Consider the following 16,677-nt stretch of genomic DNA (forward strand, 5'->3'; position numbering starts at 1 on the left):
ATGACGGACATCGCAGCGCCCGCGCCCGCAGCAGCCTCGATCGTCGTGCCCGATCTGCCCGGCCCGCGGCTGGCCCGGCGGGTGGTGACCGGCACCGTGCCGACGATGGTGACCACCCGCAGTCCGTTCGACGGGTCGCCGGTTGCCGAACTCCCCGAGTCCACCCCGGAGAACGTCACCTCCGCGTTCGCCCGCGCGCGGCTCGCGCAGACCGCGTGGGCCAAGCGCTCGGTGCGCGAGCGTTGCGCGGTGTTCCTGCGCTTCCACGACAAGGTCCTGGAGCGGCAGTCGGAGATTCTGGACATCATCCAGACCGAGACCGGCAAGGCGCGCAAGCACGCCTTCGAGGAGGTGCTGGACGTCGCGCTGTGCTCGCGGCACTACGGTCGGCGGGCCGCGGGGTATCTGCGCGAGCGGCGGCGGGCCGGTGCGCTGCCGGTGTTGACGAAGGCGATCGAGGTACGTCACCCCAAAGGTGTGGTCGGCCTGGTCACGCCGTGGAACTACCCGCTGGCGCTGTCCATCGGCGACGCGATCCCGGCCTTCATCGCGGGCAACGCGGTGGTGATGAAGCCGGATACGCAGACGGCGCTGACCGCGCTGTGGGCGCAGGACGTGCTGATCGAGTGCGGGCTGCCCGAGGACCTGTGGCAGATCGTGCTCGGCGACGGGCCGGTGGTCGGCACCGCCGTGGTCGAGGCGGCGGACTACGTCGGCTTCACCGGCTCCACGCGCACCGGCCGCGAGGTGGCGCAGCGGGCGGCGGCGCGGCTGGTCGGCGCGTCGCTGGAGTTGGGCGGGAAGAACGCGATGATCGTGCTGCCGGACGCGGACCTGGACCGGGCCGCGGAGGGTGCGGTGCGCGCGTGCTTCTCCTCCGCCGGGCAGTTGTGCATAGCGATAGAGCGGATGTACGTGCACGCCGACGTCCACGACGCGTTCGTGGACCGTTTCCTGGCCCGGATCCAGACCATGAAGCTGGCGGCGGGCTATGCGTGGGACACCGACATGGGCTCGCTGGTCTCGCGCCGCCAACTGGACACGGTCACCCGGCATGTGGACGAGGCCCGGTCGGCGGGCGCCCGGGTGCTGATCGGCGGCAAGGCGCGTCCGGACCTCGGCCCGTTGTTCTACGAGCCGACGGTGCTGGCCAGCGTGACCGCCGAGATGGCGGTCTGTGCCGAGGAGACCTTCGGCCCGGTGGTGTCGGTGTATCGCTACACCGAGGAGGAAGAGGTGGTCACTCGGGCCAATGCGACCGCCTACGGCCTCAACGCGAGCGTGTGGACCCGTGACACCCGGCACGGCGGTGCGCTGGGCCGGCGACTGCACGCGGGCACCGTCAACGTCAACGAGGGCTACGCGGCGGCCTACGGCAGCGTGGGGGCGCCGATGGGGGGCATGGGCGACTCGGGCCTGGGCCGGCGGCACGGCATGGAGGGGATCACCAAGTTCACCGAGGCCCAGACGGTGGCCACCGAACGCCTGCTCCCGATCACCGCCCCGTTCGGCATGACCGACGAACGATGGGCCCGCACCCTGACCGTGTCCCTGCGGATCCTGAAGACCCTACGAGTCCGCTGAACGCTGCACTCCGCTGCGCTTGGCCGCGCGGGTCGAGCCGGGTCGGGTCGGGTCGCGTGCGGCGCGCCGCGCTGCCCCGCCCCGCTCCTGCCGCCTGCCCTCGCCCCCACCCGACCGACCCATGTCGCGCGCCGTCGACCCTTTTGGGGAGGTGCGTGGTGTGGCTCGCGGGCGTGGCGATGCGGAAGGGTGAATTCCCGGTGGTTGGGGAGCGGTGAAGTGGGAGTCTCAAGTCGGGGCAAAGTGACATCTATCGACCGGTTAATGATCATCAATTGCGCTAACCGGACGCCCACGAGCCGGTTTCGAGGTTCCCCGGAACCACCGATGGCACCGGGGAATCCCGCTACTCTTGGCGCTGCCGGCAGTTATGGCGGGAAACATCCGCGTTGCACGGATTTCGCGGTGCGCAGATTTCGTGGTGAGTGGGACCCGCCGAGACCCGGCGCGTCCGGGGCGATCCGCGGATCGGCCCAAGGCGCGGCGACCGATGTCGGGCGTCCCCGACACCGGCCGCCGGCGGGGTTGTGACCGGTTGCTGTCCCCTGCGTCCCGGTCACGGCACCAACGCGAGGTCCCACGGCGCACTGTCGAGCGCGCCTCATCGCGTCGGCGGCCTTGCGTTGCCCGGCCCGCGCATCAAGCGGGCCGGCCATCAGTCACAACGACGGCCGGCGCGGTGAGGTTACGCCTGCGACCCGACCCGGCCTCGGCACAGTTCGAGCAGGGTCAGCGCCACGGTGGTGCCCGGCTTGCCCAATCCCTCGCGGTAGCGGGCGATGACCTCCATCTCGCGGGACAACTGCACCCGCGCGCCGCCCGCCTCGACGCGGACTCGCTGGATCTGCACGGACGTGTCCACCCGCTCGGTGATCAGCGCGATGATCCGGCGATCGAGGTCGTCGATGCGGGCCCGCCCCGCGGCGATCACGTCGTCGGGGGAGGGGGTGTTCGTGGTGGTCTCGGTCTCTTCCAGCTCTTCCATGGGCCTGCCTTCCGGAGGGGGTCCGCACTCCGGGGCCCGAGCAGGAAAACGCGAAGACGCCCCGGGTACCGGACCCGGGGCGTCTTCGTCTGCCTGTGGTTGTACTCGTTCAGGCGGTGACGGCGGCGCCGGGGATCCCGGTGCCATAGCTAAAGCGCTGTGCGTGCGTCACGCCGAACGAGGACATGGCGGCAGTATGCCGGGCCCGCCGGCGCGGACACCAGCCGGGGTCACCCGGGCGACGCCGGTAGAATCGGCATCCACCCCTTTTTTCGCTTCGCCGGAAGGCCCCTCGTGACCTTTGCCAGCCCGGACGGGGGCGGCACCGAGACCGTCCTCGTCGTCGACTTCGGCGCCCAGTACGCCCAGCTCATCGCCCGCCGGGTGCGCGAGGCGCGCGTGTACAGCGAGATCGTGCCGCACGACATGCCCGTCGCGGAGATGCTCGCGAAGCGACCCGCCGCGATCATCCTCTCCGGCGGCCCCTCCTCGGTATACGCGGACGAGGCGCCCAGCATCGACCCGGCGCTGTTCGAGGCCGGCGTCCCGGTGCTCGGCATCTGCTACGGCTTCCAGGCCATGGCGCAGTCCCTGGGCGGGGTGGTCGAGAAGACCGGGCTCGCCGAGTTCGGCGCGACGCCGCTGACCGTGACCGAGCCGGCGAGCACGCTGTTCGACGGGCTGCCCGCCGAGTTGTCGGTGTGGATGTCGCACGGCGACTCGGTCTCCGGTGCCCCGGCCGGCTTCGCGGTCACCGCGACCAGCGCGGGTGCCCCCGTCGCCGCGATCGAGAACGACCAGGCCCGGCTCTACGGCGTGCAGTACCACCCCGAGGTGCTGCACAGCGAGCACGGCCAGGCGATCCTGGAGCGCTTCCTGAAGGTGGGCGCGGGGCTCGCGGCGAGCTGGACGATGGTCAACATCGTCGAGGAGCAGGTCGAGCTGATCCGCGAGCGGGTCGGCGCCAAGCACGTGATCTGCGGCCTGTCCGGCGGCGTCGACTCCGCGGTCGCCGCCGCGCTGGTCCAGCGCGCCGTGGGCGACAAGCTCACCTGTGTGTTCGTCGACCACGGGCTGCTGCGCAAGGACGAGCCGGAGCAGGTCGAGCGCGACTACGTGGCGGCCACCGGCGTCTCGCTCAAGGTGGTGAACGCGCAGGAGCGGTTTTTGACCGCGCTCGCCGGGGTCACCGACCCCGAGGCGAAGCGAAAGATCATCGGTCGCGAGTTCATCCGGGTCTTCGAGCAGGCCGCGGCCGAGGTGGTCGCCGAGGCGGGCGCGCACGGCGAGGAGGTCGAGTTCCTGGTCCAGGGCACGCTCTACCCGGACGTGGTCGAGTCCGGCGGCGGCACCGGCACCGCGAACATCAAGTCGCACCACAACGTCGGCGGGCTGCCCGAGGACCTCCAGTTCAAGCTGATCGAGCCGCTGCGCAAGCTGTTCAAGGACGAGGTGCGCGCGGTCGGCGAACAGCTCGGCCTGCCGGCCGAGATCGTCTGGCGCCAGCCGTTCCCGGGCCCGGGCCTGGGCATTCGGATCATCGGCGAAGTCACCGCCGACCGGCTGGAGATTCTGCGCGAGGCGGACGCGATCGCGCGCGAGGAACTGTCCCGGGCCGGTCTGGACCGGGAGATCTGGCAGTGCCCGGTCGTGCTGCTCGCGGACGTGCGCTCGGTCGGCGTCCAGGGCGACGGCCGCACCTACGGTCACCCGATCGTGTTGCGTCCGGTCTCCTCCGAGGACGCCATGACGGCCGACTGGTCCCGCCTGCCCTACGACGTACTGGCCCGGATCTCCAACCGGATCACCAACGAGGTACGCGAGATCAACCGGGTCACGCTGGACGTCACCAGCAAGCCCCCGGGCACCATCGAGTGGGAGTAGCCCCCACCCGTTCGCCCCTGTTCGTCCCGGCCCCCGCGCGATTTTCGGCGGGGGCCGGCGGCGTTCTCGGCGGGGCGCCGGGAGTTCGCCGCGCGGTCGGCGGGAGCCCTTGTGGGGCACGGGGGTTGACGTTGCATCAGATGTTCGTTCGACAAACCGTCGGCTCCCGTGACCGGGGCGATCCGAGCACCTCCGGATGCGGCACAATGTGCCGCTGAACGAGCACGTTCGTATGTGGTGGTGGGGAGGGCGTGGCGAAGTGGCGCACGGTGTCGGTGTGCACGGACCGGACTGTCATTGCGTGGTCCGGGAGGAATACCGCAGGACCGTCGCCGATTTCGAGACGCTGCGGCGGGCCCTGGCCCGCAAGGAGGGTGTGCCCTCGGCGGTCGCCCACTCCGACGGCGGCGCGCGCCAGTGGATCTCCGACGAACTTCGGGGCCGCGCCCAGGACTTGGCCACCGTGCGGCGGGCCCAGGGCAAGGCCTGGCTGCGCGTGCTCGGCGGCCGGGCACTGATCGTGGTGTGGTTCCTGGTCGCCGTCCTGGTGTTGGTCCAGGCGCTCACCGCGATCGGCGCGGGGTGGACCGGCGCGCGTACCGCCGGGATCGTGGCGGCCGTGGTGGTCGCGGGGGCGCTCAGCGTGGTCGGCTGGGCCGCCAGGGACGGCGGCGGGGTGTTCGCGCCGGTACGGGGCCTGGACGGGCGCCTGTCCACCTCCAAGGCGGTCGCCGCGCTGTGGATGGTGACGCTGATGTACTGCTTCGCGTTCCTGGGCATGCGGCTCGCCTCGGCCTCCGGCGGCGGTGCGCGGGACCGGCTCCTGGAGCGGCTGGGCGATGTCGCGGGGGACCAGCTGACCATGGTGGCCGCGCCGCTGCTGGCCGCGGTCGCGGTTCGGCGCATCGTCGGCGACAAGGTCGGCCGCCGGGTCCTGCAGAAGTTGCGCGCCGACCAGGCCGCGCTGCGCGACCTGGTGACCGACGACGCGGGCCGGGCCTCGTTCGTGGACGCGCAGTACATGCTGGTCAACCTGGCCGCGGTGGGCTTCGTCGTGGTCGGCCTGGCCCGCGACCCGGACCGGCTCCCGGACATCCCGGCCACCCTGGTCGCGCTCGCCGTGATCTCCGTGGTCACCTATCTGGCCGCCAAGCTGGCCGAGAACGACCGGCCGGTGATCCTGTCCGTGGTCCGCGTACGCACCCGCGGCGACCTGGACTCGGCGGTGTGCCAGGGCGACGACATCGAGGTGCGCGGGATCAACCTGGCGGCGGGCGGCTCGCACGAGGCGGACGTGCTGGCGCGCGTGGTGGTCAAGTTCGGCCCGGTACACGTGCACGCCCCGCTGATCCCGGCCGAGTCCGGCTTCGCCAACCCCTCCGACGCGTGCGTGGTCGTCCCGGTCCCGGTCGACGTGGAGCCGGGTCGGGTCGAGCTGTGTGTGGTGTCCGCGTCGGGCGTGGAGTCGGCGCCGTACGAGATCCAGATCGCGGGTCAGATGTAGCCCCGAACGACACCGTGGGCCGGGCCGAATTCCTCGGCCCGGCCCACGATTTCGTGCCCGTACCGGCGCTACAACTTCTGTACCGGCGCGTAGCGCAGCAGCAGGGTCTTCTCGCCGCCCGCGCCGAAGTCGATCGTCGCCTTGGCCTTGTCGCCGGTCTCCGCGGTCGCCACGACCGTACCCAGGCCGAACTTGTCGTGGGTGACCCGATCGCCCGGGGACAGCGCGATGATCGGGCGTTCCTTGATCTGTGCCCCCTTGCCGAAGCCGCCGCGCGAGCCGACCGTCGACTTGGTCGCGGACAGCGCCTTGGCCGCGGACGGGGAGGTGCCGCGCCAGTCGACCAGCTTCTCCGGCAACTCGCCCAGGAAACGAGATGGCGGGTTGTACGACGGCGCGCCCCACGCGCTGCGCATCTTCGCCAGCGTGACGTAGAGCCGCTCGCGGGCGCGGGTGATGCCGACGTAGGCCAGCCGGCGCTCCTCCTCCAACTCCTTCGCGTCGCCGAGCGAGCGCATGTGCGGGAAGACGCCGTCCTCCAGGCCGGTCAGGAACACCGTGGGGAATTCCAGGCCCTTGGCGGTGTGCAGGGTCATCAGGGTGACCACGCCGCCGTCCTCGCCGTCGGTGGGGATCTGGTCGGAGTCGGCCACCAGGGAGACCCGCTCCAGGAAGTCGGCGAGCGTGCCGGCGCCGCCCGCCTGGGCCTGCGCCTGCTCGAACTCCAGCGCCACCGCCGCGAGTTCCTGGAGGTTCTCGATCCGGGTCTCGTCCTGCGGATCGCTGGAGGCCTGCAACTCGGCCAGATAGCCGGTCTGTTCCAGGATCGCCTCGAGCACCGTGGCCGGACCCGCGCCGCCGTCCACGACCGCGGTGAGGTCGTCCAGGAGCTGAACGAAACCCTTGACCGCGTTGGCCGAGCGCTTGGCCAGGCCCGGCGCGTCCTCCGCGCGGCGCAGCGCCTGCCCGAACGGGATCCGGTCCCGGGCGGCGAGCACGTCCAGGCACGCCTCGGCCCGGTCGCCGATGCCGCGCTTGGGCACGTTGAGGATCCGGCGCAGCGAGACGGTGTCGTCCGGGTTGGCCAGGAGCCGCAGGTAGGCCAGCACGTCGCGGACCTCGCGGCGCTCGTAGAAGCGCACGCCGCCGACCACCTTGTAGGGCAGCCCGACCCGGATGAAGACCTCCTCGAACACCCGGGACTGCGCGTTGGTCCGGTAGAACACCGCGACCTGGCCGGGCTTGGTCTGGCCCGCGTCGGTGAGTCGGTCCACCTCGTCGGCGACGAACTGGGCCTCGTCGTGCTCGTCGTCGGCGACGTAGCCGACGATCGGGGTGCCCGCGCCGGCGTCCGTCCACAGGTTCTTCGCGCGCCGGTTGCTGTTGCGCTCGATCACCGCGTTGGCCGCGCTGAGGATGGTCTGCGTGGAGCGGTAGTTCTGTTCGAGCAGGATCGTGGTGGCGTTGGGGTAGTCGGCCTCGAAGTCGAGGATGTTGCGGATGGTCGCGCCGCGGAAGGCGTAGATCGACTGGTCCGCGTCACCCACCACGCACAACTCGGCCGGTTCGAGCTCGGCGAGGCCGGCCGCGGCCGGGTTGACCAGGTCGCCGTCCACCGTGCGCTTGGGCGCAGAGCCGGCCGCGCCGCCGACCAGTTCGCGAACCAGCGTGTACTGCGCGTGGTTGGTGTCCTGGTACTCGTCGACCAGCACGTGCCGAAAGCGCCGCCGGTAGTGCTCGGCGACGTCCGGGAACGCCTGGAGCAGATGCACCGTGGTCATGATCAGGTCGTCGAAGTCCAGTGCGTTGGCCTGGCGCAACCGCTCCTGATACATCGTGTACGCCTGCGCGAGGATACGTTCGGTCTCGTTGATCGCCTTCGCCGCGAAGTCCTCGTGATCGATCAGCTCGTTCTTGAGGTTGGACACCTGCGCGTTGAACTTGCGCGGCGGGAACTTCTTCGGATCCAGGTCCAGATCGCGGCAGACCATCGCCATCAGCCGCTGCTGGTCGGCCGAGTCGTAGATGGAGAACGACGAGCTCATGCCGAGCTTCTTGTACTGCTGCCGCAGGATGCGCACGCAGGCCGAGTGGAAGGTGGACACCCACATGGCCTTGGTACGGGGTCCGACCAGCGCCTCGACCCGCTCGCGCATCTCGGCGGCGGCCTTGTTGGTGAAGGTGATCGCCAGGATCTCGCCGGGATGCACCCCGCGGGCGGCCAGCAGGTGGGCGATCCGGTGGGTCAGCACCCGGGTCTTCCCGGAGCCCGCGCCGGCCACGATGAGCAGCGGGGACCCCTCGTGTACTACCGCGGCGCGCTGCTGGGGGTTCATCCCGTCCAGGAGCCGCGCCGGGTCCACCACCGGGCGCGGGGCGCCGTTGCGGTAGTAGGCGTCGCGCGGCTCGGGCGGCGGTGCGTACTGCCCTTCGTACAGGTCGTCCGGATAGTCCTCCGGGAGGCCGTATACGTGGTTCTCGTCCGGCTCGGGCGGCAGCGGGATCTCGTCCGCCGGGCCGGGGATGGAGTGCTTGGCCGCGGTGTCGAAACCGGGCAGGGGGATGTCGTCGAAGAGGCTGCTCATCGTTCCCCGAGTCTAGGTGGGTGGTGGGCGAGTCGTGGTCGGGCCTCGATGTGGGGGCAGGGATCATGGCGCCGACGAGGATCCATCGAGGGAGTACGTACATGGTGCTGGACGATCGCGACGTGGAGCGGGTGCTCGTGCTGGCCGCGCACCCGGACGACATCGACTACGGGGCGGCGGGCACGGTCGCCGGGTGGACCGACGCGGGCATCGAGGTGAGCTACTGCCTGGTCACCGACGGGGACGCGGGCGGCTTCGATCCGGCGGTGCCGCGGTCGGCGATCGGCGGGATCCGGCGGGCCGAGCAGACCGCGGCGGCGGCGCACGTGGGGGTGCGGGAGCTGTACTGGCTGGGTCATCCGGACGGGCGTGTGGCGGCCACGTTCGAGCTGCGCCGGGACATCACCCGGGTGATCCGGCGGGTGCGCCCGCAGCGGATGGTGATCCCGAGTCCGGAGCGGGACTGGGCCCGGCTCGCGCCCAGTCACCCGGATCACCTGGAGGCGGGCGAGGCGGCGCTGCGGGCGATCTATCCCGATGCCCGGAACCCGTTCGCGCACCCGGAGTTGCTGGCGTCGGAGGGGCTCGCGGAGTGGACGGTGGCGGAGACGTGGTTGTCGCCGACGCCGGCGCCGGACCACGCGGTCGACGTGACGGCGGCATTCGAGCGGAAGATGGCCGCGCTGTTGTCGCACGCCAGCCAGACGAGTCATCTGCCGGAGCTGCGCGCGCAGGTGACGGCGATGGTCGAGGGCAACGCCCGGCGGTTCGGTCTGGCCGCCGGGCGGATGGCCGAGGTGTTCCGGGTGGTCGACACCCGGTAGGGCGCGCCGGGTGCTCAGGTCCACATCACCGCGACGGCGATGTTGGCCACGGTCAGCAGGCCGATCGTGCCGAGCACCCGCCCGGACACCCGGGCGGCGGCGCGGTTGCCCCAGACCAGGACCAGGATCACCAGGAGCACGACCAACTTGGTGGCGATCTTGGCGGTGTCCAGGTCCTTGTCCAGCCCCTGCCGATCCACGCCGACCAGGGCCAGGCCGGTGACCAGCATGGTCAGCGCGCCGTGGGTCATCGCCGGCACGATCCGCACCTCGCCGGTGCGCAGCGCGGACAACTGGGTCAGGACGCCGCCGAGCAGGGCGGCGATGCCCACGATGTGCAGGACCACCAGGATCTGGCGCAGCACGTCCACGTCGTCACAACTCCTCGTCGACCATCGCCTCGGCGCCGGGACGAGCCGGTGCTCTTGGGGCCGTTGTTGCCGCCGCTACCACCGGGCAGCTTAGCCGGCGCCGGGTCGGTGGCTCGCCGAGGGGTCGAATGCGCCAAATATCGCCAAAACGCAGCAAGATCGACTTTAGGGAATCCGATCGCTTTTCCCGTGATACGCGGAGAAGGAAACGGTGACCTTGGTAAAGTTTTGGTAATGCAGAGGGCATTGGTGATGGTCGTGACACGGCTGTGACTAGTGTTCTGCGACAGGCGATCGGCTCGACGTCGGCCACCCGGCCGACACGATCGCCTCCGCCGAATTCGGGGACGAGTTCCGGTGACGGTGGGCAACCACGTGTCATCGGGCGCGAAACCGGAACCGGGGACCCTCGCAGTCCCTGGGGTGAATCGGTGCTTCGGCACCGTAGGGCGCCTTCTTCCGCCCGAACCCGTCAGCTAACCCGGTAGGCGGCCGAGGAAGGAGACCCGCCACCAGTGGCGTCCCAACGTCGACCCGGGCAGCATCGAAAGCCCAAGCCGCGCACCGCCGTGCGTACCGCAGCGACTGTGGTCACGGCCGCCGCGACGATGACCGGTGTGATGACTTTCGCCGGTAGCGCGAGTGCGGATCCGGCGCAGACTTTCCAGCAGACCAAGGACCGCGTCAACCAGCTGCACAGTGACGTGATCAAGACGACCGACGCGATGAACGGCGTCGAGGAGCAGATCACCAAGCAGCAGGGGACCGCGAATCAGACGCAGGCCCGGATCACCGAGGAACAGGCGGCGCTGAACGCGTTGCGTGACCAGATCGGTGTGATCGCGGCCAACCAGTACCGCAGTGGTGGGCTGCCGCCGTCGCTGTCGCTCGCGCTCAGCGGTGACCCCGAGGGTTTCCTACAGAAGTCGCAGATGATGTCCCAGCTCGACGGCCAGCAGGCCGCCAAGCTGAAGGCGATCGCGGCCCAGGCCCGAGTGCTCCAGCAGGACCGCACCGAGGCGTCGTCGCAGCTCGCGGCGCTGGAGAAGCTGCGCACCGAGCTGAACAAGAACAAGACCGACGTCCAGGCCAAGCTCGCCGAGGCCAATCGACTGCTGAACACGCTCACCGAGCAGCAGAAGAAGGACGTGCTCGACTCGAACGAGCACACGAACAACACCACCAACACCACCGACACCTCGTCGCGGACCAACGACCGCAGCTCGCGGGGCAAGACGGACACGCCGCCGCCGGCGACCAACGTGCCCGTGTCCGGTCGGGCTCAGGCCGCGATAGCGTTCGCGACGGCCCAGATCGGCAAGCCGTACGTGCCGCGCGGCGTGGGCCCCGACTCCTACGACTGCTCGGGCCTGACCCAGGCCTCGTGGCGGGCCGCGAACGTCTCGCTCAGCCGCACCACCTGGGACCAGGTCAACGACGGTCCGCGAATCTCCAAGGACGCGCTCCAGCCGGGCGATCTGGTGTTCTACTACTCGGACAACTCGCACGTGGGCATCTACATCGGCAACGGCCAGATAATCCACGCCCCGCGCCCCGGCAAGAACGTAACCAAGGCCCCGGTCGGCGAGATGCCGTTCTACGCGGCCGTTCGTCCCGGTTAGACTCCACCGATCCCGCCAAGCAGCCGAGGAAGGAGACCCGCCACCAGTGGCGTCCCAACGTCGACCCGGGCAGCATCGAAAGCCCAAGCCGCGCACCGCCGTGCGTACCGCAGCGACTGTGGTCACGGCCGCCGCGACGATGACCGGTGTGATGACTTTCGCCGGTAGCGCGAGTGCGGATCCGGCGCAGACTTTCCAGCAGACCAAGGACCGCGTCAACCAGCTGCACAGTGACGTGATCAAGACGACCGACGCGATGAACGGCGTCGAGGAGCAGATCACCAAGCAGCAGGGGACCGCGAATCAGACGCAGGCCCGGATCACCGAGGAACAGGCGGCGCTGAACGCGTTGCGTGACCAGATCGGTGTGATCGCGGCCAACCAGTACCGCAGTGGTGGGCTGCCGCCGTCGCTGTCGCTGGCGCTCAGCGGTGACCCCGAGGGTTATCTGCAGAAGTCGCAGATGATGTCCCAGCTCGACGGTCAGCAGGCCGCCAAGCTGAAGGCGATCGCGGCCCAGGCCCGAGCCCTGCAGCAGGACCGCACGGAAGCCTCCTCGCAACTCGCCGAGTTGGAGAAGCTGCGCACCGAGCTGAACAAGAACAAGACGGAGATCCAGGGCAAGTTGGCCGAGGCCAACCGCCTGCTGAACACGCTCACCGAGAAGCAGAAGCAGGACGTGCTCAACTCGGACGAGCACGCGAACGACAACACGCGAGGCAGCGACCGCAGTTCGCGGGATCGGACGGACGCGCCGCCGGCGACCAACGTGCCCGTCTCCGGTCGGGCGCAGGCCGCGATCGCGTTCGCGATGGCCCAGATCGGCAAGCCGTACGTCTCCGGCGCCGAGGGTCCCGGCTCCTACGACTGCTCGGGCCTGACCCAGGCATCCTGGAAGGCCGCGGGCGTCTCGCTCACCCGCACCACCTGGACCCAGGTCAACGACGGTCCGCGGATCTCCAAGGACGCGCTCAAGCCGGGCGACCTGGTGTTCTTCTACTCGGACAACCGGCACGTGGGCATGTACATCGGCAACGGCCAGATCGTGCACGCTCCGCGCCCGGGCAAGACCGTGACCACCGCGTCGATGGACTCGATGCCGTTCTACGCGGCCATTCGACCCGGTTAGGCCCACCGGTCGCGCGCACAGACCTCGACGGCGCCCGCTCCCGGATCGGTTCCGGGAACGGGCGCCGTCGTCGTACCCGGCTTCCCGGCGCTCAGACCAGGCGCCGGTCGGTCGCCCAGCGGGTCAGCTCGTGCCGGTTGGACAGTTGCAACTTGCGCAGTACGGCGGAGACATGGGTCTCCACCGTCTTGACCGAGATGACCAGCCGGCGGGCGATCTCCTTGTACGCGTAGCCGCGCGCGATCAGCCGCAACACCTCACGCTCGCGCTGGGTGAGCCGGTCCAGGTCCTCGTCGATCGGCGGTACGTCGGTGGCCGCGAACGCGTCGAGCACGAAGCCCGCCAGGCGCGGCGAGAACACCGCGTCGCCCTCGCCGACCCGGCCGATCGCGCGGATCAGCTCCTCACCGGTGATCGACTTGGTCACATAGCCGCGGGCGCCGCCGCGGATCACCCCGATCACGTCGTCGGCGGCGTCCGACACGGACAGCGCCAGGAAGCGCACCGTCGGGATCAGCGGCGCGCACTGGCGCAGTACCTCGACCCCGCCCCCGCCGGGCAGGTGCACATCGAGCAGGACCACCTCGGGGCGCGTCTCGGTGACCACCGCCACGGCGCTTGCCACGTCGTCGGCCTCGCCGACCACCTCGACCGCCTCGCCGATCTCGGCGCGCACGCCGGTACGGAACATCCGGTGGTCGTCGACCAGGACCACCCGGGTGCGGGGCGGGCCCTCGTGCTGCTCGGTGCTCGTCTCGGTGGCGTTCACGTGTTCGTCCTTCCCACAGCGGACCGGCCGGCGTCGGCGCGGCGCATCTCCAGCTCGACCTCGGTGCCCTCGCCGGGTTCGCTGCGGATGTTCGCGGCGCCCCCGTTGCGGCGCATGCGCCCGAACACGGACTCTCGCACACCCAGCCGGTCGGCAGGCACCGAGTCCGGGTCGAAGCCGGGCCCGCGGTCGCGGACGAACACGGTGACCGTGTCCTCGTCGGCCTCGCCGAACACCGAGATCGCCGCACCGCCCGCGTACTTCGCCGCGTTGACCATCGCCTCGCGCGCGGCGGCGACCAGCGCGGCCAGCTTGTCGTCCACCGGACAGTCGCCCACGCAGACCACCTCGATCGACACCCCGTGCGCGTCCTCCACCTCGGCGGCGGTCGAGCGCAGCGCGGCGGCGAAGGTGCGGTCCGGCTCCTCGCCGTCCGGTCGGTACAACCAGGCGCGCAACTCGCGCTCCTGCGCGCGGGCCAACCGGGCCACCTCGCGCGGGTCCTCCACCTGGCGCTGGATCAGGGTCAGCGTGTGCAGCACCGAGTCGTGCACGTGTGCGGCCACCTCGGCCCGCTCCTGGGCCCGGATCCGCGCCCGACGCTCGGCGCCGAGTTCGCGGGTCTGCCGGAGCAGGTACGGGCCGAAGATGACCAACAGGCCGACCAGCAGCAGACCGGCCCCGCGCATCGCGGCCAACGCGTCGCCGATGCCGCCCCGGCCGAGGGAGAAGAAGATCAGGCCCGCCAGGACCAGCGCGGCGCCGACGAAGGTGCGCAGCGAACCCGCCACCCGGCTGCGCCCGTCCAGCGAGAACCAGCGCTGCCGCTGCGACTCGTCGGCCTGACGCCACAGCATGATCACCCCGGGGCCGGCCACGAGCAGCGGCCACATCCAGTCGCCGACCTTCGTCCCGCTCGTGGTCGCGCCCACGCCGGTGAGCATGGTCATCGCGATCAGCACGATGATCAGCGCGAGTGCCTGGTGCCGCTCCCGGCCGCGTTCGCGCGGCGGCGGGACCTGGGTGCCCTCGCCCTGCGGTACGAAGATCCAGAAGGCCGCGTAGAGCGCGATCCCCAACCCCGCGAAGAAGGCCAGCGCGACGAAGGCGATCCGCAGCAGCAGCACCTCGACGCCGAGGTGTTCGGACAGCCCGCGGGCGACGCCGCCGGCGAGCCGGTGCGACGAGGCACGGCGGAGCCGAGGAGTCGGCGGCACTGGCCGGGTGGGCACGGCTTGCGGATATACGGCGGTCACACGACCGATCGTCACACGTCGGCAAGTCCGGCCGCATCAGGGCCCGACCCTGATTCCCCCTCAGGGTCGAACCAGGGGGCGACCAGGGCCGAGCCCGATGGGAACGCGATCGCGGGCACGCCACGATGGACCCATGAACGACGACATGAAACCCGGTGACTCGGCCGGCGACCGGGCCGGCGACGTCCCGGGCGGCCCTCCGGGGTCGTCCGCGGCGCCCACGACGACGACCACTCGACCGCAGCTGCTGCGCAGCACCGAGGACCGCATGGTCTCCGGCGTGTGCGGCGGCCTCGGTGAGCACTTCGGCCTCGATCCGGTGATCTTCCGCATCGTCTTCGCGGTGTTGTCGCTCTTCGGCGGGGTGGGCGTACTGGTGTACAGCCTGGGCTGGCTGCTGGTCCCGGCCCGTGGCGAGGAGCAGCCCGTGCTGCGTCGGGTGCTCGCGGGGAAGTTCGACTACGGGGCGTCGGCCGCCACCGTGGTGGCCGTGATGGGGGTCGCCTTGTTCTTCACCTACCTGGACTCGGGCTTCGGTCCGTCCATCCCGCTGCTGATGATCACCGCCGTGGTGTTGTTCATGGTGTGGTCCGACACGAAGAAGAAGCAGGAGGCCGCCGGCCGGCCGGCCGGGGTCGCGGTGATGGCGGGCGCTCCCGCGCAGGTCGACGCCGCACCGGGCACCGGCACCGTGCCGGGGCCGCCGATGTGGTGGCAGGTGCCGGGTGGCGGCTCGAAGCCCGAGGGCGAGAAGCGGCCGCCGAAGCCGGTCCGGGTCACCTCGACCAAACGTCCGCGCTCGTACGTGTCGTTGGCCACGCTGTCCGTGGCCACGATGGTCGGTGGCCTGCTGTGGGTGCTCAATCGCACCGGCGCGGTGGACGTGACGTTCACCGTCGCGGTCGCCATCCTGCTCGGGGTCCTCGGCCTGGGCCTGCTCGCGGGCGCCCGGCTCGGCCGGGCCCGGTTGCTGATCCTGCCCGCGCTCGCGCTGACCGCGCTGCTTGCCGCGCTCACCGCGATCACCGTGCCGCTGAACGGGCCTTGGGGTCAGCGGACGTACACCCCGACCACGGTCGCGGCGTTGCCCGCGTCGTACCGCCTGGGCGGCGGCGACCTGGACCTCGACCTGCGCACGCTCGACCTCGGGCCGACCGGCCGGGCCACCGTCAAGGCCCGGGTAGGCGCCGGGCGGATCCAGGTGTGGGTGCCCAAGAACGTCCGGGTGGAGTTCAAGGGCGCCGCCGACGTCGGCGACGTGCGCACGCCGGTCGGGCGGGACGACGGCTATCGGCCGAACCGGACCGAGAGCGTGGCCCCGATCGAGCTGCCCGAGCACGGCACGATCACGCTGGACCTGAAGGTCGGTCTGGGCCAGGTGGAGCTGCTGTACGAGAACAACGGGCGGTTGCCGCGATGAGCGCTCCGCCGGATCGGGCCGCGAGCCCGCGCAGGACCCGGACGTACGGCGTGACCCGGATGGAGGGTGAATCCCGATGAGGACGAAAAGGCACGAGTTCGACCCGATGGCCCTGATCGCGGGGATGGTGTTCACCGGCATCGCGATCGCCTACCTGTTGCGGGCGGACGATCATCTCTCGGTGAGCCCGGGGTGGTCCCTGGCCGCCGCGGCGATCGGGGTGGGCGTGGCGGGTGTCGCCGGGGCGCTGTGGTCGATGGTGCCGAGGTCCGGCGTGGACGCGGCGCAGGTCGAGTCGGCGCCGACACCGCAGGGGCCGGGTGGCGACTTCACCGCCTACGCGGCGCACGAGGACTCGATCGAGCGGCGCCTCGACGCGGAAGCCGGGGCAGGGGTCGAGGCAGGAATCGGGCCCGAGTTCGACACGATGGTCGGGCACCCGCTCGGGACCGAGCCCGAACCCGAAACCGAGGTCATCACGGTGGTCGACGCTACGCCCGAGCCGGAACCCGACACCGAGGTCAGCACCATGGTCGATGCTGCGCCCGAGCCCGAACCGACCGCCGAGCCCCACACCGATCCCGACCAGGAGCCACCCGCCGTCGACCTGACCAAGTAGCCGCCAAAGCGCGGGCGCAGGCGGGCAACAGCCCGCCGCGCCCGCCGCGCCCGCCGCGCCCGCCGCGCCCGCCGCGCCCGCCGCGCCCGCCGCGCCCGCCGCGCCCGCCGCGCCCGCCGCGCCCG

Annotated in this window: 13 protein-coding genes and 1 riboswitch; of the genes, 8 read left to right on the forward strand and 5 right to left on the reverse strand. The window is 71.1% G+C overall.

Annotated elements, in window-relative coordinates; all coding sequences use genetic code 11:
* Positions 1 to 1,584 carry a succinic semialdehyde dehydrogenase gene (locus ABIA38_RS38790; RefSeq protein ID WP_424643663.1) on the forward strand — a complete coding sequence of 528 codons (1,584 nt, stop codon included), beginning with the start codon at positions 1 to 3 and terminating at the stop codon, positions 1,582 to 1,584.
* A gap of 685 nt (positions 1,585 to 2,269) precedes the next feature.
* Here ABIA38_RS38790 and ABIA38_RS38795 read toward each other — a convergent pair.
* Positions 2,270 to 2,569 (reverse strand): chorismate mutase, encoded by a 300-nt coding sequence (locus ABIA38_RS38795; RefSeq protein WP_424643664.1) that lies wholly within the window; start codon positions 2,567 to 2,569, stop codon positions 2,270 to 2,272.
* 294 nt (positions 2,570 to 2,863) lie between these two features.
* Here ABIA38_RS38795 and guaA point away from each other — a divergent pair, with 294 nt between their 5' ends.
* Positions 2,864 to 4,453: a glutamine-hydrolyzing GMP synthase gene (gene guaA / locus ABIA38_RS38800; RefSeq protein WP_424643665.1), complete on the forward strand. Its 1,590-nt coding sequence runs from the start codon at positions 2,864 to 2,866 to the stop codon at positions 4,451 to 4,453.
* A gap of 277 nt (positions 4,454 to 4,730) precedes the next feature.
* Positions 4,731 to 5,957: a hypothetical protein gene (locus ABIA38_RS38805; RefSeq protein ID WP_424643666.1), complete on the forward strand. Its 1,227-nt coding sequence runs from the start codon at positions 4,731 to 4,733 to the stop codon at positions 5,955 to 5,957.
* A 68-nt stretch (positions 5,958 to 6,025) separates the two neighbouring features.
* Here the strand turns inward: ABIA38_RS38805 and pcrA are convergent, their stop codons facing one another.
* Positions 6,026 to 8,542, reverse strand: a complete 2,517-nt coding sequence (pcrA, locus tag ABIA38_RS38810; protein ID WP_424643667.1) for a DNA helicase PcrA — start codon at positions 8,540 to 8,542, stop codon at positions 6,026 to 6,028.
* A gap of 101 nt (positions 8,543 to 8,643) precedes the next feature.
* Here pcrA and ABIA38_RS38815 point away from each other — a divergent pair, with 101 nt between their 5' ends.
* Entirely contained in the window at positions 8,644 to 9,366 is a 723-nt protein-coding gene (locus ABIA38_RS38815) for a PIG-L deacetylase family protein (RefSeq protein WP_424643668.1), read from the forward strand.
* A gap of 14 nt (positions 9,367 to 9,380) precedes the next feature.
* On the opposite strand, the gene ABIA38_RS38820 is transcribed toward ABIA38_RS38815, so the two are convergent.
* Positions 9,381 to 9,737 carry a hypothetical protein gene (locus ABIA38_RS38820; RefSeq protein ID WP_424643669.1) on the reverse strand — a complete coding sequence of 119 codons (357 nt, stop codon included), beginning with the start codon at positions 9,735 to 9,737 and terminating at the stop codon, positions 9,381 to 9,383.
* 376 nt (positions 9,738 to 10,113) lie between these two features.
* Positions 10,114 to 10,243, forward strand: a riboswitch (cyclic di-AMP (ydaO/yuaA leader).
* A 114-nt stretch (positions 10,244 to 10,357) separates the two neighbouring features.
* Here ABIA38_RS38820 and ABIA38_RS38825 point away from each other — a divergent pair.
* Together ABIA38_RS38825 and ABIA38_RS38830 are read left to right on the forward strand one after the other, a co-directional pair.
* Positions 10,358 to 11,359 (forward strand): NlpC/P60 family protein, encoded by a 1,002-nt coding sequence (locus ABIA38_RS38825; protein ID WP_424643676.1) that lies wholly within the window; start codon positions 10,358 to 10,360, stop codon positions 11,357 to 11,359.
* Positions 11,360 to 11,510: 151 nt separating this feature from the next.
* The gene (locus ABIA38_RS38830) at positions 11,511 to 12,488 is read left to right on the forward strand and encodes an NlpC/P60 family protein (protein WP_424643677.1); all 978 of its coding nucleotides are present in this window, start codon (positions 11,511 to 11,513) and stop codon (positions 12,486 to 12,488) included.
* Between the two features lie 91 nt (positions 12,489 to 12,579).
* Here the strand turns inward: ABIA38_RS38830 and ABIA38_RS38835 are convergent, their stop codons facing one another.
* Together ABIA38_RS38835 and ABIA38_RS38840 are read right to left on the reverse strand one after the other, a co-directional pair.
* Complete coding sequence (locus ABIA38_RS38835; RefSeq protein WP_424643670.1) at positions 12,580 to 13,257, reverse strand: LuxR C-terminal-related transcriptional regulator; 678 nt, start codon at positions 13,255 to 13,257, stop codon at positions 12,580 to 12,582.
* Complete coding sequence (locus ABIA38_RS38840) at positions 13,254 to 14,513, reverse strand: PspC domain-containing protein (protein WP_424643671.1); 1,260 nt, start codon at positions 14,511 to 14,513, stop codon at positions 13,254 to 13,256. Before ABIA38_RS38840 ends, ABIA38_RS38835 begins: the two co-directional genes overlap by 4 nt.
* Positions 14,514 to 14,646: 133 nt before the next feature.
* On the opposite strand from ABIA38_RS38840, the gene ABIA38_RS38845 reads away from it, so the two are divergent.
* Positions 14,647 to 15,933, forward strand: coding sequence for a PspC domain-containing protein (locus ABIA38_RS38845; RefSeq protein WP_424643672.1), 1,287 nt, complete (start codon positions 14,647 to 14,649; stop codon positions 15,931 to 15,933).
* A gap of 76 nt (positions 15,934 to 16,009) precedes the next feature.
* Complete coding sequence (locus ABIA38_RS38850; protein WP_424643673.1) at positions 16,010 to 16,552, forward strand: hypothetical protein; 543 nt, start codon at positions 16,010 to 16,012, stop codon at positions 16,550 to 16,552.
* The last annotated feature ends 125 nt before the right edge of the window (positions 16,553 to 16,677 follow it).

The sequence above is a fragment of the Embleya sp. AB8 genome (assembly GCF_049739465.1).
Lineage (GTDB): Bacteria > Actinomycetota > Actinomycetes > Streptomycetales > Streptomycetaceae > Embleya.

Bases quoted from the DNA above. Each gene is read 5' to 3' on its own strand.
- ABIA38_RS38790 (WP_424643663.1), top strand. From the start codon at position 1: ATGACGGACATCGCAGCGCCCGCGCCCGCAGCAGCCTCGATCGTCGTG.
- ABIA38_RS38795 (WP_424643664.1), bottom strand. From the start codon at position 2,569: ATGGAAGAGCTGGAAGAGACCGAGACCACCACGAACACCCCCTCCCCC.
- pcrA (WP_424643667.1), bottom strand. From the start codon at position 8,542: ATGAGCAGCCTCTTCGACGACATCCCCCTGCCCGGTTTCGACACCGCG.
- ABIA38_RS38815 (WP_424643668.1), top strand. From the start codon at position 8,644: ATGGTGCTGGACGATCGCGACGTGGAGCGGGTGCTCGTGCTGGCCGCG.
- ABIA38_RS38825 (WP_424643676.1), top strand. From the start codon at position 10,358: ATGACTTTCGCCGGTAGCGCGAGTGCGGATCCGGCGCAGACTTTCCAG.
- ABIA38_RS38830 (WP_424643677.1), top strand. From the start codon at position 11,511: ATGACTTTCGCCGGTAGCGCGAGTGCGGATCCGGCGCAGACTTTCCAG.
- ABIA38_RS38845 (WP_424643672.1), top strand. From the start codon at position 14,647: ATGAACGACGACATGAAACCCGGTGACTCGGCCGGCGACCGGGCCGGC.
- ABIA38_RS38850 (WP_424643673.1), top strand. From the start codon at position 16,010: ATGAGGACGAAAAGGCACGAGTTCGACCCGATGGCCCTGATCGCGGGG.